This window comes from Mesorhizobium waitakense (genome assembly GCF_056431085.1).
The window spans coordinates 98,695-117,150 of record NZ_JBWKME010000049.1 but is presented as its reverse complement, the minus strand read 5'-3'; the positions used below and the strand labels follow the sequence as shown (position 1 = coordinate 117,150).

9 protein-coding genes are annotated in these 18,456 nt (G+C 64.4%); all 9 read right to left on the bottom strand.

Annotation, left to right across the window (positions count from 1 at the left end; genetic code table 11):
• Positions 1-68: 68 nt before the first annotated feature.
• The 9 genes from AC07FD_RS11280 to hutI all read right to left on the bottom strand — a co-directional run bounded on the left by AC07FD_RS11280 (position 69) and on the right by hutI (position 18,379).
• Positions 69-821, bottom strand: coding sequence for a heme ABC transporter permease (locus AC07FD_RS11280; RefSeq protein ID WP_478349908.1), 753 nt, complete (start codon positions 819-821; stop codon positions 69-71).
• Positions 822-980: 159 nt separating this feature from the next.
• On the bottom strand, positions 981-2,762 hold the full coding sequence (locus AC07FD_RS11275; protein ID WP_095085827.1) for a glucan ABC transporter ATP-binding protein/ permease: 1,782 nt from the start codon (positions 2,760-2,762) through the stop codon (positions 981-983).
• Between the two features lie 514 nt (positions 2,763-3,276).
• The gene (locus tag AC07FD_RS11270; RefSeq protein ID WP_478349907.1) at positions 3,277-11,859 is read right to left on the bottom strand and encodes a glycoside hydrolase family 94 protein; all 8,583 of its coding nucleotides are present in this window, start codon (positions 11,857-11,859) and stop codon (positions 3,277-3,279) included.
• Between the two features lie 267 nt (positions 11,860-12,126).
• Positions 12,127-12,714, bottom strand: a complete 588-nt coding sequence (locus AC07FD_RS11265; protein ID WP_478349906.1) for a HutD/Ves family protein — start codon at positions 12,712-12,714, stop codon at positions 12,127-12,129.
• 11 nt (positions 12,715-12,725) lie between these two features.
• Positions 12,726-14,399, bottom strand: a complete 1,674-nt coding sequence (gene hutU / locus AC07FD_RS11260) for a urocanate hydratase (RefSeq protein WP_478349905.1) — start codon at positions 14,397-14,399, stop codon at positions 12,726-12,728.
• Between the two features lie 116 nt (positions 14,400-14,515).
• Positions 14,516-14,770, bottom strand: a complete 255-nt coding sequence (locus AC07FD_RS11255; protein WP_478349904.1) for a hypothetical protein — start codon at positions 14,768-14,770, stop codon at positions 14,516-14,518.
• A gap of 23 nt (positions 14,771-14,793) precedes the next feature.
• Complete coding sequence (hutG, locus tag AC07FD_RS11250; protein WP_478349903.1) at positions 14,794-15,606, bottom strand: N-formylglutamate deformylase; 813 nt, start codon at positions 15,604-15,606, stop codon at positions 14,794-14,796.
• 2 nt (positions 15,607-15,608) lie between these two features.
• The gene (gene hutH, locus AC07FD_RS11245) at positions 15,609-17,147 is read right to left on the bottom strand and encodes a histidine ammonia-lyase (RefSeq protein WP_478349902.1); all 1,539 of its coding nucleotides are present in this window, start codon (positions 17,145-17,147) and stop codon (positions 15,609-15,611) included.
• Positions 17,144-18,379, bottom strand: a complete 1,236-nt coding sequence (gene hutI, locus AC07FD_RS11240; protein ID WP_478349901.1) for an imidazolonepropionase — start codon at positions 18,377-18,379, stop codon at positions 17,144-17,146. Before hutI ends, hutH begins: the two co-directional genes overlap by 4 nt.
• Positions 18,380-18,456 lie beyond the last annotated feature (77 nt).

Sequence of the window (18,456 nt, the reverse complement as noted above, 5' to 3'; positions counted from 1 at the left end):
ACACTCCGGATAGTCGCTCATCCGTCGCCTGCGGCGACACCTTCTCCCACAAGGGGAGAAGGGGGCGCCTACTTAGCCTGTCGTGCCGCCACACGCCGCATGGCAATAACCCGGCGGCGGCGAATTTCCGTGCGCATCGCCATCAGGTGCAGCGCGAAGAACAGCACGGTGAAGCCGACGGCCATCACCAGCAGCGGCCACAGCAGGCTGGGGTCGATGGTCGGCCCGCCGAGCCTGAACACCGAAGCCGGCTGGTGCAGCGTATTCCACCAGTCGACCGAGAATTTGATGATCGGGATGTTGATGAAGCCGACCAGGGTGATGATGGCGGCGGCCCAGGCGGCGCGTCCGGCATCGTCGAGCGCGCGGGTCAGCGCGATGATGCCGAGATACATCAGGAACAGCACGAAGACCGAGGTCAGCCGCGCATCCCAGACCCACCAGGTGCCCCACATCGGCTTGCCCCAGATCGAGCCGGTGATCAGCGCCAGCGCCGTAAAGACCGCGCCTATGGGGGCCGCCGATTTCAGCGCCACATCGGCCAGTGGATGCCGCCAGACCAGCGTGCCAAAAGCGGAGAGCGCCATCAGCGTGTAGCACATCATGGCAAGCCAGGCGAAAGGCACGTGGATGTACATGATGCGAACGGTGATGCCTTGCTGGAAATCCTCAGGCGCGGCGAAACTCATATAGAGCCCGACGGCAAGGACCAGTGCGGCGATGGACGCCAGCCATGGCACGACCCTGTCTGCCAGCCCGACAAAGCGCGTCGGGTTGGCAAGATCCATCCAGCCGGTCAGGCGTGAAGTCGTGTCGCTCATGCGGCTCTACATAGACCGCTCGTGCGCTTGGGGCAATCGAGCGGTGGTGTCCCAGGCTGGTCAGCCTCCCGATACAGGGAGGTCATTGCGAAGCAGCGGAGGAGGCCCCACCCGGCCCTTCGGTCCGACCTCCCCCACAAGGGGGAGGTAAGAACGAAATCAGGCGGCGGCTTCCTGCTGTTGCTGCACGGTGCGGCTGAGGCGGCGAACCTCCTCGTCGTTGAGCAGGCCGCCGGCGCGCAGCAGGCTGGCAAAGCGGCCATTGCGCATCGACAGTTCGGCGAAGCCGCCCATCTCGACCACCCTGCCCTTGTCCATGAACACGACCAGATCGGCGTCGCGAACGGTGGTCAGGCGGTGGGCGATGATGAAGGTGGTGCGGTCGCGCCGCAATTCGTCGATCGCTTCCTTGACCCGATCCTCGGTCTCGACGTCGAGGGCGCTGGTCGCCTCGTCGAGCACCAGGATAGGGGCATCCTTCAGCACGGCGCGGGCAATGGCGATGCGCTGGCGCTCGCCACCTGACAGCTGGCCGCCACGTTCGCCAACCAGCGTGTCATAGCCATTGCTCTTGGACAGGATGAAGTCCTGCGCGGCAGCCGCGGTGGCGGCTGCATGGACCTCGTCATTGGTCGCGTCAGCCCGGCCGACGCGGATGTTGTCCTCGATCGAGCGGTTGAGCAGGCCCGCATCCTGGAACACGGTGGCGATCGAATGACGCAGCGACTTGCGGGTCACGCTCCGGGTGTCGATGCCGTCGACCAGGATACGGCCATGGGACGGCGAGAAGACGCGCTGCAGCAGATTGATGAGCGTGGTCTTGCCGGCGCCCGTCGGGCCGACGATGGCGACCGTCTGACCGGCCTGGACCTCGAACGACACGTCGTCGATGCCCTGGCCCGAATTGGCGAATTCGAAGCCGACATTCTCGAAGCGGACATGGCCGGTGACGTTGGTGAGATCGCGCAAGCCATCCGGCTCGGCGGCGTCGGCCGCGGAATCCTCGAGGTGGTAGAAGTCCTCGAGCTTGGCACGGGCCTCCGAAATCTGGTTGGCGAAAGCCGACATCTGGTCGAGCCTGGCGATCAGCAGCGTGGCAAAGCCGGTGAAGGCGATGACGTCGCCGATACGCAGCTGGCCATGGGTGACCAGATAGGCGCCGATCAACAGCACCACCATCATCGAAATCGTCGACGACAGACGGTGCAGCGCATTGGCCATCGCCCACCAGTCGAGCACCGGGTTCTGCGCGTCGAGCAGGTTCTTGACATAGCGGCGCAGCGTGTCCGCCTCGTGGCCAAGGCGGTTGTAGCTCTGCAGCACGGCGACGTTGGAGACCGAGTCGGTCACATGCGCGAAAACCTTGTGGTAATGGCGCTCAACCGCGGCCTGACCTTCCTTGGTCCGCTTCATCACCAGCCGGCCGATGCCGACATAGAGCACGCCGAGCGCCAACAGCACCATCGACATGCGCAAATCCATGCTGATAGCGGTCGGGATCAGCAGGAACAGCGCGACTGCCGTGGACAGGTGCTGACGCATGAATTCAAGCCATAGGCTGAACAGGGTCTCGACAGCGCGCAACAGGGTGTGCAGGGCATTGGAGGTGCCGCGCTGGTGGTGCCAGGCAAGCGGCATGGTGATCACGCGCTCGAACGACTGGCAAAGCACCTCGCTGCGACGCTTGTGGGCAAAGCGATCGGCACCGCGCGCCACCAGGACGAAGGCCACGATGTTGAAGGCGCCGAGGCCCGCCCACAGGGCAAGCGTGGCAAACACCGAACCGCGTTCGGAAATCGCATCGATCACTCGTCCGAACATGATCGGCTCGAGAATGGCGATGATCGCGAGAGCGACGTTGGCCGAACAGATCAACGCGACGCGTTTCCTGTCTGCGGCCAGATAACCGAGCGCTCGCCAGTAGATTTGCAGAAGGGTCACCCCAGTTACTCCGCCATGCTGTTTATTGTGCACTGCATCATTTGACTCGTATCGGTTGATACGTCGCAAAACAATGGCCGTGTACCTCTTCAGTTCCCAATTCGCGAACAAAAGATGGCGACGTTCCGAAATCTGCCGTGATCACCTAACGGTTTGAGAAGACAGGTAAAATGTCAGGCATGCGGCGAAATCATGGCAGCTGGCACGTGCTGCCACAAATTTAATCAACAACGATGTCTGGCGGATGACCAAGGCCGAAATCGCCTTCTACACAGTATAGCGCCAAACAAATGCGGCCCTCGCGCCCGCCAAAGGCGACGAGATGCCAAGCCCAGCCAGCCTGGGCTGCGTATGCACTTGGCGTCAAGCCTTTGATTTTATGTTCTTTTCATCGGCATGCCTTCACCCAAGGCGATAGCAACGCAGGGTGGCATGGCGCCTTTAGCCCTGTCGTGGTCCCGAAAACCGCCCCCGGGCTCTTGAGCCCGAGAGCACGCTTTCTGGGCAAAATGCCTCAGGCCGGGATCCTGATGACGACGTCGGTAACTTCGCCATCCTTCAGTTCGACTGCCGAAACCTTGGTCTTGGCCCCATTCAGCTCCAGCGAAACCGCCTTGGCCTTATTGTCGCGGACGACGCGAACCTTGAGTTCCGCCCCCAGCATCTTGAGGTTTGCCGAGTAACCGTCCCAATGGCGGGGGAGTCTTGGCTTGAACTGAACACGCTTGCCGCGCCGTTCGATGCCGAGGATCCCTTCGACCGCAGCCCTGTAGAGCCAGCCGGCCGAGCCGGTGTACCAGGTCCAGCCGCCACGGCCGCCTTTGTCGTCCCCGGCGTAGATGTCAGCCGCCACCACATAGGGCTCGACGCGATAGTGCTCGGCCGAGGCCTCGTCGGTCGCATGGTTGACCGGGTTCAGCATCGAGAAGCAGCGATAGGCCTCGTCGGTCCGCCCCATTTCGGCAAGCGCGATGACGAACCACGTGGCGGCGTGGGTGTACTGGCCGCCATTTTCGCGGACACCGGGCGGATAGCTCTTGATGTAACCCGGTTCCTTGTCCGTCTTCGAGAACGGCGGCGTGAACAGCTTGACGATCTTGAGCTTGTCATCGACGAGCAGTTTGGTCGCCTGCTCCATCGCCGTCGTCGATCGAGCCGGATCACCCTCTCCCGAAAGCACGCTCCAGGACTGGGCGATCGAGTCGATCTTGCACTCCTGCGAGGACCGCGACCCGAGCGGCGTGCCGTCGTCGAAGCTGCCGCGCCGGTACCATTCGCCATCCCATGCCGTGCTTTCAAGCGCCCGCTTCAGCGCATCGGCATGCTTTGCCCAGGCCTGCGCGTGCTTGGCATCGCCTTCGGTCTTGGCAATTGCGGCGAAATCGGCCAGCGTCTTCAGCAGGAACCAGCCGAGCCAGACGCTCTCGCCCTTGCCGTGTTCGCCGACGCGGTTCATGCCGTCGTTCCAGTCGCCGCCGAGGATCAGCGGCAGCCCGCCGGGACTGCTGCGCTTGATGGCAAGATCGAGCGCCCGGGCGCAATGGTCGTAGAGCGACGCCGTCTTCTTCAAGATTTCCGGGGTGAAGAAGGCATCGTGCTCGCCCTCGCCCAGCGCCTGTCCATCGATGAACGGCAGTTGCTGCTTCAGGATGGTGGCATCGCCGGTGACCAGCAAATAGCGCGCCGTGGCGTGGGCCAGCCAGACCACGTCGTCGGAGATCATGGTGCGCACGCCGGCCCCGGTGCGCGGCAGCCACCAGTGCTGCACGTCGCCTTCGGGGAACTGCCGCCGCGCCGCATTGAGGATCTGGTCGCGCGCCAACTGCGGATCATGCGCCAGCAATGCCAGCGTGTCCTGCAACTGGTCGCGGAAGCCAAACGCACCGCTTGCCTGGTAGAAGGCCGAGCGGGCGCGAATGCGGCAGGCGAGGCTCTGATAGGGCAGCCAGTGGTTGACCATGGCATCGAGCGCCTTGTCCGGTGTGGCAACCTGGATGGTGTCGAGGAAGCCGCGCCATTCGCGCTCATTGTCAGCAAGCCGCCGGTCGAAATCCTTGACCCGATGCTCCTGCACCAGGGCGCTGGCCTCCTCGACGGTCTCGGCATCGCCGAGCAGCCAGAGCAGCGTCACGTCGCCGCCGGCCGGGATCTCGATGTCGCGGGCAATCGCTGCGCAAGGATCGTCTCCGGCCTCGACACGACCCGACAACGCCGCGCCGCTCAGCACCGCCTGTGGGAGCTCGCTGGAGCCATGCCGGCCGAGGAACTCCGAACGGTCGGTGGTCACCGAATGCACGCCACCGTCGGCGGCAAGGAAAGCCACCCGCTCGCTGAAATCGAGCCCGTAGGGATTTTGCGCCAGCAACGCACCGGTAGCAGCGTCGCGGGACGGGACGATGGTTGCCGCCGTGCGCGACCGATGCCCGCCGAGCACCCATTCGGCATAGGCGTAGACACGCAGCCGCGCCGGCACCGAGCCCGAATTCTGGATGCGTAGCCGCGAGATCTTCACCGGGTCGATAGGGTCGACGACATGGGTGAGGTCCATCGACAACGGCCCGCGCCTCGAACGGAACGTCGAGAAACCCTGGCCGTGCCAGGCCTCGTAGGTCATCGAGGGGTCGCGTACCACGGCGGCGAGCGGCGAGAACGCCTTGCCGCTGGCCTGATCGTAGATGTAGACGCCCTCGCCCGGCCGGTTCGAGACCGGATCATTCGACCACGGCGTCAGCTGGTAGTCGCGGCTGTTGCGGCTCCAGGTGAAGGCGGCACCCTCGGCAGAGGTGTGGAAGCCGAACGAAGCGTTGGAGACGACGTTGATCCATGGCTGCGGCGTGGTGCGACGGCCAGCCAGACGCACGACATAGTGCCGCCCGTCGCCATCGAAACCACCGAAGCCATTCCATTGGCCGAGGCCGCTTCCATCGGCGCTGACATCCGCCACGGCCTGCGAGGCGTGCATCACGGGCACCGGCGACGGCAATTCGCGCGCGACCGCCAATGCTGCCGGCTGCAGGGCGTCGCGCGCCTGCAGGGCGGCCGCCTCCGCCCGCTCGATCTGGTCGAAGATGGTGCCGTTGCGCGTGTGCAGGACGACGCGGGCGACAGCGAGCAGCGTCTTGTAGGTGGTCTCGTCCATCAGGTCGCGGCGCACCGCGAAAATGTGCTGGCGAGGCCCGAGTTCCTTGCCGCGCAGGCGGCTGTTTTCGCACAGCGTCTCCACTGCCCGCTGCAGGTCCTGGACATAGGACGACGCCTGCTCGTTGACGACGACGAAGTCGATCATCATGCCGCGGGTGCGCATGTATTCCTGGAAACGCAGCGCCTGGGCGACGATTTCGAGATCGGCGACGTCGCCGATCCTGACCAGGAAGATCGGGAAATCACCCGAAATGCTGGTCGGCCACAAGCTCGACTGCTTGCCCAGCCCCGTGGCGATGGATTCGGCCGGAAGACGCAGGAACGGATCCGGATAGATCAGATAGCGCGCCAGTTTCTGCACATTGGCGGCATCGGTCAGGCTGAGGCCCATATGGCGGGTCTGCACCTGGCTTCGCGTCCAGGCGAGCATGGCCTGGCGGGCAAAACTCTCCGGATGGTCAAGCCGGGCAAGGGCCTCTTCCAGTTCGGCGCGGCTGGCGCCGACGACGGTCCAGAAGGTCAGCGATATCTTCTTGTTGGCAGGCACGCGCACCTGGCGGCGCAGCGCTGCGACCGGATCGAGCGTGAAGCCCGAATGGCCGCCAAGCCTGGCGCCGGGGTCGAAGGCGGCCGCGTCGACGATGGTGCGGCCGCGGCCGATGAAGGCGCGCCGGTCGGTCTCGGCTTCGGCATCGCGCGCCGATCCGGACGGATCGGTGACGAAATGCACCATGGCGATATCGGGCTCGCTGGTCTCCCGCTTGCGCCGCGTCGCAAAGATCTGCGCGTTGTTCGATGTGATTTCGGTTTCCACGAACATCTTCGAGAAAGCCGGATGCGCGTTGTCCGACGCCTCCAGGCCGAGCACCAGTTCGGCAAAGGAGGTCACTTCGATGTGACGGTCGGACGGCCCGTCATTGTAGAGCGTGACCCGACGGCCCTCGCCATTGCCTTCCGAGATGACGATGCATTCGACCTCGGACCGCAACGTGCCCACCGATTTGACGAAGCTCGCCTTGTCGTCGGAGAACAAGGTCTGCGCCTTCTCCTCGGCCGCACGCTTCGGCTCGGCCGTGGCGGACCACCAGACGCCGGTGCCTGCGTCCCGCAGGAAGATGTAGGAGCCGAGCCGGTCCTCGGTTGGATCCGGCTGCCAGCGGGTGATGGAGAGATCGCCCCAGCGGCTGTAGCCCGAGCCGGTCGCGGTGACCATCACCGAATAGCGGCCGTTCGACATCACGCTGGTCGATCGCAGCGACCGCAACGGATCGAGCACGATGCGGGTGTCGGGGCTCTCGACTTCTGTCTCGTCCTTGGAGCGTTCGTCGGCCTCGGTCCTGACGGTCGCGGTCGGGATGTCGCGCGGCGCCCTCTCCTGCAGCAGCAGTTCAGCCGATTCGATGACCGGATCACTGTGGAAGCGGTCGCGCATGCGGCCTTCGAAGATGGCGTCCGCTACGGCCACGATCGACATGCCCGAATGGTGGGCCATGTAGTTCTGCACGACGACATGATCGGTGCCTTCCGGCACGCGCTGCGGCGTGAAGTCAACGGCGTCGTAGTAACCGTGGCGGCCAAGCGCACCAATCTCCCGCAGCCTGGCGAGATTCTGCACGGCTTCGCGCGGGTTGAACTGTGCCGCGAGCACGGTGGCATAGGGCGCGATCACCGTGTTCTGGCCAAGGCCGCGCTTCAGGCCGAGCCCGGGCACGCCGAAATTGGTGTACTGGTAAGTCAGTTCGCGGTCGCGGGCGTTGTAGGCCGCTTCCGAAATGCCCCACGGCACGTTCTTCTGGCGGCCATACTGGATCTGGCGCTTGATGATCAGCTTGCTGGTCTGGTTGAGAATGCTGCCTTGCGGCTCCTTCATCACCAGCGGCGGCATCAGATACTCGAACATCGAGCCGGACCAGGACATCAGCGCGCCCTTGAAACCGATCTCGACGATCGGCCGGCCAAGCCGGAACCAGTGCTCGGTCGGCAGGTCGCCCTTGGCGATGGCGAACAGGCTGGTCAGCCGCGCCTCGGAAGCCATAAGGTCGTAGCAGCTTTCATCGAGCTGGTGCTCCTCGACCCGGTAGCCGATCGACAGCAGCTTGCGCTCGGGCCGCATCAGAAAGGAGAAATCCATCTCGAAGGCGAAGCGGCGCGTGCGCTCGCGCAAGGTGAGCAGCTTGGCGCGCAGCGCCTCGACGGCATTGTCGTCGCTGTGCGCGTCATGGACATGCGCCTCGCAGGTGGCTTCGAGCCTGGCCGCCCAGTCGACGATGACGTCGCTCTGGGCCGACGCCGCCTCGGTGTGGATGGCGGTGGCGAGCTTGCGGATCTCGCCGGCCAGCACGGCCAGATTGATGGTGCGGATCGACGCCATTTCCGGCTGCGCCTTGATGGTGTCGACCGCGCGCCGCATGCCGTCGAGACGGTCGACGAGGCGCTGGCGCAAGGGCCGCAGCTGGCGGCGGTCGTCGGGCAACTCGTCGAGGCTCTCGCTGAGGATGGTCACCGTGTCGAGAATGCCTTCGAAATCGCCCTGGAGATGGACCGAGGGCGCTTCCGCCCATTCGGCGCAAGCCGCCGCCACCGCCACCAGATGGCCGGCCAGATTGCCGCTGTCGACAGCCGAGATGTAGAGCGGGTAGAGCGGCTTCAGCGTCGTCGTGTCATACCAGTTGAAGAGGTGGCCACGGTCGCGCGGCATGCCTTCGATCGTCGTCATGGTGGCGTCGATGCGGGTGATGGCGTCGGACAGGCTGATCCAGCCGAAGTCGCGGGCAGAGACGACCGACAGCAGATAGACGCCGATATTGGTCGGCGAGGTGCGCGGCGCCACGACAGGCGCCGGGCTTTCCTGGAAATTGTCCGGCGGCAGATTGTGGTGCTCGGCCGTCACGAAGCTTTCGAAATAATGCCAGGTGCGCCGCGCCACCGTACGCAGTGCGTGGATATCGGCTTGCGATATGCGCAAGCGATCCTCGGTTTCGGCCGAACGGCTGATCCAGCTGGAGATGGCCGGCGACGCGATCCAGAACAGGGCGAAGAAGAAGGCGACGAAGGCGCCAGTGGAATCGGCCAGCACCGGGATGGCGAGGCCGACGAAGCCGATGATCACGGCGCCATACATCATGCCGTAGTAGGAGCCGACATCGTTGTCGCCCGCCTTGTGCGCCTGCGAGGCGGTGCGCCATTCCAGGAGGTTCTGGCGGCTCACGAACAGCCGGTAGAGCGTGCGGACGATGGCGTCGCCCATCATCCAGGCGTTATGCGCCATCAGCACGATCTTCAGCGCCACCATGGCGGTGCCGAAGGCGACGTCGCGTGCCAGGGCCGAGAAATGGCCGCGCGGCGTCTGGTCGCCGCTCTTTGGCAGGATGGCGTTGACGATGTCGAATGTCGGCGCCATGAACAGGCTGAGGATCAGCAGGGCCTGCCATTGGGCGGCCTGCGTGAAGGGCAGCAGCGTCCAGCCGGCGATCGCGGCCATGACCCAGAAGATCGGCGTCAGCGAGCGGCGCAGATTGTCGACCATCTTCCAGCGCGACAGAGCCGGCACGCCGGAGCGCGGATCGAGCATGAAGCCGAGAAGCTGCCAGTCGCCGCGCGCCCAGCGATGATGGCGCGAGGCGTCGACCGAGTAGCGGGTCGGATAATCCTCAACCAGTTCGACGTCAGTGACCAGCGCCGAGCGCGCCAGCGCGCCTTCCAACAGATCGTGGCTGAGGATGGTGTTTTCCTCGATGCGGCCCTGCAGCGCGGCCTCGAAAGCGTCGATGTGATAAAGGCCCTTGCCGGTGAAAGACCCGTCGCCGAAAACGTCCTGATAGAGATCGGACACAGCAAAGACATAAGGGTCGAGACCCCGATTGGCCGAGAAGACCCGCTGGAAAAACGAAGCGTCGTCGCCGCTGGTCAGCGACGCGGTGATGCGCGGCTGGAGGATCGCGTAGCCGGCCGTGACGACGCGCCTGGCGGCATCGAAATGCGGCCGGTTGAGCGGATGGCAGAGCTTGCCGACCAGGGTCGCGACCGCGTCGCGGGTGGTGCGCGTGTCAGCATCGAGCGTCATCACATGGACGACGCTTTCGGGCAGCGGCACGTCGAGCGGCAGGAATGTGGTGTCGCTGTCGCCGCGCAGCAGAAGGTCGAGCTCGTGTAGCTTGCCGCGCTTGCGCTCCCAGCCCATCCAGGACCCTTGCGCCGCATTGAAGAGCCGGCGCCGGTGCAGGATGTAGAAACGCGGCGCGCCTTCAGAGGGATAGCGGGCGTTGAGACGAGCGATCTCGGCGCGGGCGAATTCGAGGATCTCGGTATCGGCCGCATCGATCTCGATCTTGCTGTCGGGCCAATCCGACAGCAGCGCGAAATAGATTTCATCCGCAGTGTTGGCGAGATGATGCACCTCGATATTGCGGATGTTTTCCTCGACGTCGTCGCGTGAGCCGATCAGCGACGGCACCACCACCAGCGTGCGTGCCTCGGACGGCACGCCGTGCCTGTAATCATAGCCGACGAGGCGCGTCGGTTTCAGGAACAGCGATACGACGGTGTTGAAGAAGGCGAGAGCGCCCTCGCTAGCCGGTACGGCAAACAGCGCCAGCATCACGACGATCGACGGCACCGACAGGCCGAGATTGGCCAGCGCGTTGCCGGTGAGGACGAGAAGCAGGGCCGTCAGCGCAAATACCGGTACGACGATGCCAAGCCATCCGGTCTTGCGGAAGGTGCGCTTGACCGTCTGGCTGATGGTCGGCCGGTAGCCGATCGCCTTCTCCAGTTCCAGCCGGCGCGGACCGACGAGAAAGAAACCGACATCGGTGTGGGCGGATGCAACTTGGGTGGCAGCGCCTTCATCATCGCCCGATAGGGTCTCGGTGGCGGCGTGATCGGCCAGTTCGATGGCCTTCTCGGCGACGCGATATTCCGAAAGGTCGGAGCGGCGCGCCAGTTCCTCGATCGCGGTCCGGTACTGGTCACGCGAGAAGAAGTCGAGCGCGGCGAAATCGGTGCGCTCGCGCAGCACGGTGTCGATGCGGCTGACGCCTTCGAACCACACCGTCCAGTCGACGTCGTTGATAAGGCGCAGGCCACGGATGATGTTTCCGGTCGTCACATTGCCGCTGGACAGCGTGTGATGTTCGGAAATGATGATTTCCTCGGCGTCGGAGCCGGTCTTTTCGAGCTCGCCTTCGAGCCATTCCAGGGCCTTGCCGGCATTCTGCGATCCATCGCGCAAGCGATAGAGCAGCTGGGTGGCGAAGGTGGTGTCCTGCGCATGAGCGCTGAATTTGGACAGGATCGCCTGCCGGTCCGGGCTGTCGTCGGTCGACAGAACCTTGTCGGCGACATCGTTGGCGATCTGGCGCATCTGGCGGGTGCGGTTGACCCTGACCGCCAGCCGGCGGAGATTTTCGATCAGGACGAAGCGCAGAAGCGACGGCAGCGCCCAGAGTTCGCCGATCTTCAGCGGCTCGAGCGACTGGAAGCCCTGGACGATGGACTTGAACATCGTCGCCGAGACGGAACTGTCCGAATGCGCCACATAGGTCCAGGCCAGTGCCAGCGCGCGCGGCACGCTGCCGCCCTCGGGCAGTTTCAGGCTGGGCAGTTGGCGGTAGAAGCGGCGCGGCAGATCGCGCTTGACCTGGAAAATGGTTTCTTCGACCAGGTAATTGTTGTCGAGCAGCCACTGCGCCGCCGGCGTGATCGTCTCGCCCCTCGCCTGCGCGGCATTGGTCGAACGATAGACTTCCAAGATCTTCTTGGCGCTGTCGCGGATGCGGGCCTGAAAATCGAAGGGCGTCAGGCCGAACAGATCGGTAAGGTCGCCTTTTGCCAGGCTTTCGCCAAGCAGGCGAAGACGCTCTTCGGGCAGGAAATTGGATCGGATCGGCTCTTCCGTGATGGCTGGGAAGCTCGCGCTCGTCTTCTGGATCTGGGCAGGGGTCGTCTGAATATTCATTGAAAATTCCGTATGCGGACACTGAGCGGCGTCACCGCCACGGCAATGGCCCTAAAACCGATTCAAATGCAATTGGTTGCATAATCCCACTTGCTGAAAGTTTGTTTCCGCACCACGACAGGGCGTTGTCTCTCAGCAAAAGTCCCAAGACGAGCGCCCCTCTTCCCGTCAGGCTCGATCGACGGGGAGGATTCAGGCTTTTTCGTGATGCCGCCGACAGCTTACGCTATATTTCGCCGGCACTGCGATCATGTTTGGAAACAAGCGTTAATCGTTGCCGGAGATGCCGCCGATCCGGATCACGAACAGCGCCGTCTCCTGGACGGGCTGGATAAAGAGGCTGGCGGTGTCCGGGCCGGGCAGCAGCGTGTCGAGCGGCCCGAGGTGGACCGACTCGGTGCCGGGGACGGTGACTTCGCCGTTCAGACACAGGACGAGGGTCGTCCCGGTCCCGGTCCTGATTTCCACAGGGTTCGAAAGCATAAGGCGTTCGACCGAATGCGTCATCCGGCTGCGGCGGGTCATGACATTGAGATCGGTGATCGGCCCGCCGATCAGCGCGGCCGCGGTCGCCACGTCAGCCGCGAAAGAAAGTGGATCGGTCGCCCTGGTGACTGATATCGGCGGGCGGCCAGCAATATCGAGCACGATGCCCTCGCCTTCGAGCACGGCAAGCGTGCGATCGATACCGGCAAATTGCGAGAACGGACCGCTGCCTTCGACGCGCGCCATCGACACGCGCCAGTCGAAGTCATCGAGCCCGGCGCCGGCAGGCGAGACGGCGACCTCGGTCGTCACCCCGCCGCCGTTCTTCCACGGCATGGACTTGTATCCGGCTGCCCGCAGGACGCGCATCAGTCAGTCCATCACCCGAGAATGCCGGGCAGGTTGAGCTGGTGCTCCCTCGCGCATTCGACGGCGATGTCGTAGCCGGCATCGGCGTGGCGCATGACGCCGGTCGCCGGGTCGTTCCACAACACCCGCTCGAGGCGCCTGGCCGCCTCACGCGTACCGTCGGCGACGATGACCATGCCGGCGTGCTGTGAGAAGCCCATGCCGACACCACCGCCATGGTGCAACGACACCCAGGTGGCGCCCGATGCGGTGTTGAGCAGCGCGTTGAGCAGCGGCCAGTCGGACACCGCGTCGGAGCCGTCCTTCATCGATTCCGTCTCGCGGTTCGGCGAGGCGACCGAGCCGGAATCGAGATGGTCGCGGCCGATGACCACAGGCGCCTTGAGCTCGCCCTTGGCCACCATCTCGTTGAAGGCGAGGCCGAGCCTGTGCCGGTCGCCAAGACCGACCCAGCAGATGCGCGCCGGCAGGCCCTGGAAGGCGATGCGCTCGCGCGCCATGTCGAGCCAGTTGTGCAGATGGGTGTTGCCGGGCGTCAGTTCGCGAACCTTGGCGTCGGTCTTGTAGATATCCTCCGGATCGCCCGACAGGGCCGCCCAGCGGAACGGGCCGATGCCGCGGCAAAACAGCGGACGGATATAGGCCGGCACGAAGCCGGGGAAGGCGAAGGCGTTCTCGAACCCCTCCTCCTTGGCCACCTGGCGGATGTTGTTGCCGTAGTCGAGCGTCGGCACGCCGGCGTTCCAGAACGCCACCATCGCCTCGACATGTTCGCGCATCGAGACGCGGGCGGCTTTTTCAACTGCCTTCGGGTCGCTGACGCGCTTCTCACGCCACTCAGCCATCGTCCAGCCCTTGGGCAGATAGCCGTTGATGGGGTCGTGGGCCGAGGTCTGGTCGGTGACCATATCGGGGCGAATGCCGCGCCTGAACATTTCCGGAACGATCTCGGCCGTATTGCCGAGCAGGCCCACCGACTTCGCCTCGCCTGCCTTGGTCCAGCGCTCGATCATCGCCATCGCCTCGTCGAGTGTCTCGGCCTTCTCGTCGACATAGCGGGTGCGCAGGCGGAAATCGATCGAATCCGGGTTGCATTCGATGGCCAGGCAGCAGGCGCCGGCCATGACTGCGGCGAGCGGCTGGGCGCCGCCCATGCCGCCGAGGCCGCCGGTCAGGATCCACTTGCCCTTGAGATTGCCGCCATAGTGCTGGCGGCCGGCCTCGACGAAGGTCTCGTAGGTGCCCTGCACGATGCCTTGCGTGCCGATGTAGATCCACGAGCCGGCCGTCATCTGGCCGTACATCATCAGGCCCTTCTTATCGAGCTCGTTGAACTTTTCCCATGTCGCCCAGTGCGGCACCAGGTTGGAGTTGGCGATCAGCACGCGCGGCGCGTCGGGATGGGTGCGGAAGACGCCGACCGGCTTGCCCGACTGCACAAGCAAGGTCTCGTCATCGGCCAGCGTCCTCAACGAGGCGACGATGCGGTCAAAGTCGTTCCAGGTGCGCGCCGCCCGGCCGATGCCGCCATAGACAACCAGCTCGTTGGGGTTTTCGGCGACGTCCGGGTCGAGATTGTTCATCAGCATGCGCAGCGGCGCCTCCGTCAACCAGGAGCGGGCGCTGATTTCCGTGCCGCGCGGGCTGCGGACTTCGCGGATGTTGTGGCGAGGATTGTTCATCATTGTCCCTTTCGAATGAGGTGCGCGGCGTTGCGGTGGCCGTCAGCACTGATCCAGGTGACCTGCTCATGGGCAGGGTCGGAAGTATCGATGGTCATGGCGTAGCAGGCCCAGACATCCTAAGGCGGCGATAGCGAGCAGTACTGGTCGCCACGAACATCCCAACGCCCGGGAGACTGGGTGCCGCCTTTTGTGTAGATGGTGGCGCCGCCGTCGTCGAAGCTCTGTGTCCAGTCCGGCCCTTCGACATGCGCGCCTTTCAAGGTGGCGAGGATATTGGCGCCCTTCATCGTCACCTCATCGGCGGACGCGCCGAAAACCGGCGTCGCTGCGAACAGAATGGCGAGAAAGCCGATCCTGGCATGGCGGTTCATGACATCCTCCCGATGTTTCGATGTCAGCTCTGCGCCCAGGTGATCGCGGTCTCGAGAATCTTCTTCAGCTTCGCGGCCATGGGTGCGGCGAACGCGGCATCATAAGGCACCGGCCAATTGTCCGGTTCACCCTTGCCCTCGGGCTCATACAAGTAGCCGCGATCGGCAAGTTCCATCTGAAGGGCATGGAAGCCGCCTTGCGGATTGCCGAAGTAGCGCGTGATCCAGCCACCCTTGAAACGGCCGTTGATGACGTAGCTGTCGCCGCTTTCGGCCATGATCTGGCCGACTAGGCCCTGCAGCACTGGATCGGCGGTCTGGCCGTCATTGGTGCCGAGATTGAACACCGGCAGCGTGCCATAGAACAGACGCGGCAGAACCGAGCGGATCGAGTGGCAATCATAGATGACGACCTTCGGATGCAGGCCGCGCATCCTGATGGCCTGCGCCCCCAACATTTCATGGTAGGGTGCGAAATACGACTGATAGCGCTGGCTGATTTCCGCCGGCATCGGTTCCTCGCCGGGCAGGTAAAGCGGATCGCCGTCGAAAGTCTCTGTCGGACAAAGCGTCGTCGTCGTCTGCCCAGGATAGAGCGAGGCGCCTGAGGGATCGCGGTTGACGTCGATGACGGTGCGGGAGATCGACGTATGCACGACTGTCGCGCCAAGGTCGGCTGCGAAATCGTAGAGCTGGTCGATCCACCAGTCGCAGTCGCGGCGACCGAGCCAGGGTGAGACCAGCCGGTTGTCGATGCCGGCGAGATCGATGCCGGTATGCGGGATCGACACCAGCAGAGGTGCCGTGCCTTCCGTCACTGTAAGCCAGTCGGTCATGTTCAGGCTCCCGAGATCGAAGGCAGTGTTAGCGCGCCGGCTGCCTTGACGGTCGCGCCGCTGCGCACCATGGCGATGGCTTTTTCCATATCAGGATGGAAGTGGCGGTCATTGTCGAGATGCGGCACCTCGGCCCGGACCAACTTGCGCACCGCTTCCAGGGCATTGCTCGATGCCAGTGGCGCATGGAAATCGCAGCCTTGCGCTGCGGCCAGCAATTCGATGCCGATCACTGCCGTCGCATTCTCGACCATGCCGAGCAGCCGGCGCGCGCCATGCGCTGCCATCGAAACGTGGTCTTCCTGGTTGGCTGAGGTCGGGATGGAATCGACGCTGGCCGGATAGGCTTTCTGCTTGTTCTCGGAAACGAGCGCCGCCGCCGTCACCTGCGGGATCATGAAACCGGAATTCAAGCCGGGCTTGGGCGTCAGGAAGGCCGGCATGCCCGACAGCGCGGGGTCGACCAGCATGGCGATGCGCCGCTCCGACAGCGAGCCGATCTCGCAAACGGCGAGCGCGATCATGTCGGCGGCAAAGGCCACCGGCTCAGCATGAAAATTGCCGCCGGAAAGTGCGGTATCGTCCTCGGCGAAGATCAGCGGATTGTCGGTGACGCCATTCGCCTCGGTGCCCAGCGTGTCCGCCGCCTGACGCAGGACGGTGAGTGCCGCACCCATCACTTGCGGCTGGCAGCGCAGGCAATAGGGATCCTGCACGCGCTCGTCGCCGACGCGATGCGATTCACGGATGGCGCTGCCGGCCATCAGATTGCGCAGGGCATCCGCCGTCTCGATCTGGCCGCGATGCTTTCTCAGTTGATGGATGCGCGGATCGAAGGGCGCGTCGGAGCCTTTTGCCGCGTCGGTCGACAAGGCGCCGACGACCAGCGCCGACTGGTAGAGCACTTCGGCCTCGAACAAAGCGGCCAACGCATAGGCCGTCGAGAATTGCGTGCCATTGAGCAGTGCCAGGCCTTCCTTGGCGCCCAATGTCACAGGCTCCAGCCCGTGCGAGACGAAGGCGACCTTGGCCGGGAAACGGCCATGCGGGGTAAAGCATTCGCCGACGCCGATCATCACCGCGGTCATGTGCGACAGCGGGGCAAGGTCGCCGGAAGCGCCGACGGAGCCTTGCGCCGGCACCACCGGGATGACGTCGTTGGCGAGCATCGCTTCAAGCAACTCGATGGTCTGCGGCCGCACGCCGGAGGCGCCCTGCGCCAGGCTGGCCAACTTCAGCGCCATCATCAGCCGGCAAACAGCGACCGGCATCGGCTCGCCGACGCCGGCGGCATGCGACAGCACGATGTTGCGCTGCAAGGTCTCGAGGTCCGCGGCGGGGATGCGGACGCTGGCCAGTTTGCCGAAGCCGGTGTTGATGCCATAGACCGGGTCGCCCTTGGCGACGATCCTGGCGACGGCCTCGGCGCTCGCCTTGATTTTTGGCTGGCAGGCATCGTCAAGCTTGGGCACGGCGCCACGGTAGATGGCGCGCCAGTCGGCCAGCGTCGCATTGCCAGGCTTCAGGGTCAGTTCGGTCATTGTCCTCTCCAGATGCGGGCATGCAGCGGGTTGAAGCCCATGCGGTAGACGAGTTCAGCGGGGCGCTCGATGTTCCAGATCGCCAGATCGGCGGATTTGCCGGCTTCCAGCGTGCCGGTCTCTCCCAGCAGGCCGAGCGCGCGGGCGGCTTCGCGGGTAACGCCTGCCAGGCATTCGTCGACCGTCAGGCCGAACAAGGTCGCCGCCATGTTCATGGTCAGCAAAAGCGAGGTCAGCGGCGAGGTGCCGGGATTGTTGTCGGTGGCGACCGCCATTCTGACGCCGTGCTGGCGGAACAGGCTGACCGGCGGCTTCTTGGTCTCGCGAATGAAATAGTAGGCACCGGGCAGGATCGTCGCCACGGTTCCCGCCTTCGCCATGGCCACGGCGCCTGCCTCATCGGTGTATTCGAGATGATCGGCCGACAGCGCATCATAGCGGGCGGCAAGTTCGGCGCCATGCAGGTTGGAGAGCTGGTCCGCGTGGAGCTTGACCGGCAGGCCTGCCGCCTTGGCGGCATCGAACACCCGCGCCATCTGCTCCGGAGAAAAGGCAATGCCTTCGCAAAACCCGTCGACGGCATCGGCCAGCCCCTCGGCGGCAACCGCCGGGAGAATTTCTCTTGCGACCAGATCGATAAAGGCGTCCTTGTCGCCTTTGGCTTCCGGCGGCAACGCATGGGCGCCGAGGAAAGTCGTGCGGATCGTCACCGGCCGCTCACCGCCCAGCCGCCGTGCGGCGCGCAGCGACTTCTTTTCGTTTTCCAGATCGAGCCCATAGCCCGACTTTACTTCTACCGTCGTCACGCCCTCGGCGATCAACGCATCGAGGCGCGGCAGCGATTGCGCGACCAGATCGTCTTCGCCGGCGGCACGCAAGGATTTGACCGAAGAGACAATGCCGCCGCCGGCCCTGGCGACCTCTTCATAGGTGGCGCCGGCCAGCCTCATCTCGAATTCATTGGCGCGGTTGCCGGCATGGACCAGATGGGTATGGCAGTCGATCAGGCCGGGCGTGATCCAGCGCTGCTCGCAATCGATCGTCTCGACATTTTGGGCAAGCGTTGCGGGCATGCCCGATTCAGGGCCGGCATAGACAATGCGGCCGTCACGCACGGCGACCGCGCCGTGTTCGACGACGCCAAGTCCGGCGGCACCCTCGGCCATGGTCGCCAGGCGCGCATTGCGCCATAGACGAAGACCCCCTGCCCGGCTTTTGCTCTCTGCAGCCATCATCTTTTCCGTTTCAATCGGTGGCGATTATGTATATACATATTGAAACGCACTGCAAGTGCCATCATCGCATATGA

What these genes read in the sequence shown, in the direction of transcription:
- AC07FD_RS11280 (WP_478349908.1), bottom strand. Translation starts at nt 821, where the DNA reads ATGAGCGACACGACTTCACGCCTGACCGGCTGGATGGATCTTGCCAAC.
- AC07FD_RS11270 (WP_478349907.1), bottom strand. Translation starts at nt 11,859, where the DNA reads ATGAATATTCAGACGACCCCTGCCCAGATCCAGAAGACGAGCGCGAGC.
- AC07FD_RS11265 (WP_478349906.1), bottom strand. Translation starts at nt 12,714, where the DNA reads ATGCGCGTCCTGCGGGCAGCCGGATACAAGTCCATGCCGTGGAAGAAC.
- hutU (WP_478349905.1), bottom strand. Translation starts at nt 14,399, where the DNA reads ATGATGAACAATCCTCGCCACAACATCCGCGAAGTCCGCAGCCCGCGC.
- AC07FD_RS11255 (WP_478349904.1), bottom strand. Translation starts at nt 14,770, where the DNA reads ATGAACCGCCATGCCAGGATCGGCTTTCTCGCCATTCTGTTCGCAGCG.
- hutG (WP_478349903.1), bottom strand. Translation starts at nt 15,606, where the DNA reads ATGACCGACTGGCTTACAGTGACGGAAGGCACGGCACCTCTGCTGGTG.
- hutH (WP_478349902.1), bottom strand. Translation starts at nt 17,147, where the DNA reads ATGACCGAACTGACCCTGAAGCCTGGCAATGCGACGCTGGCCGACTGG.
- hutI (WP_478349901.1), bottom strand. Translation starts at nt 18,379, where the DNA reads ATGGCTGCAGAGAGCAAAAGCCGGGCAGGGGGTCTTCGTCTATGGCGC.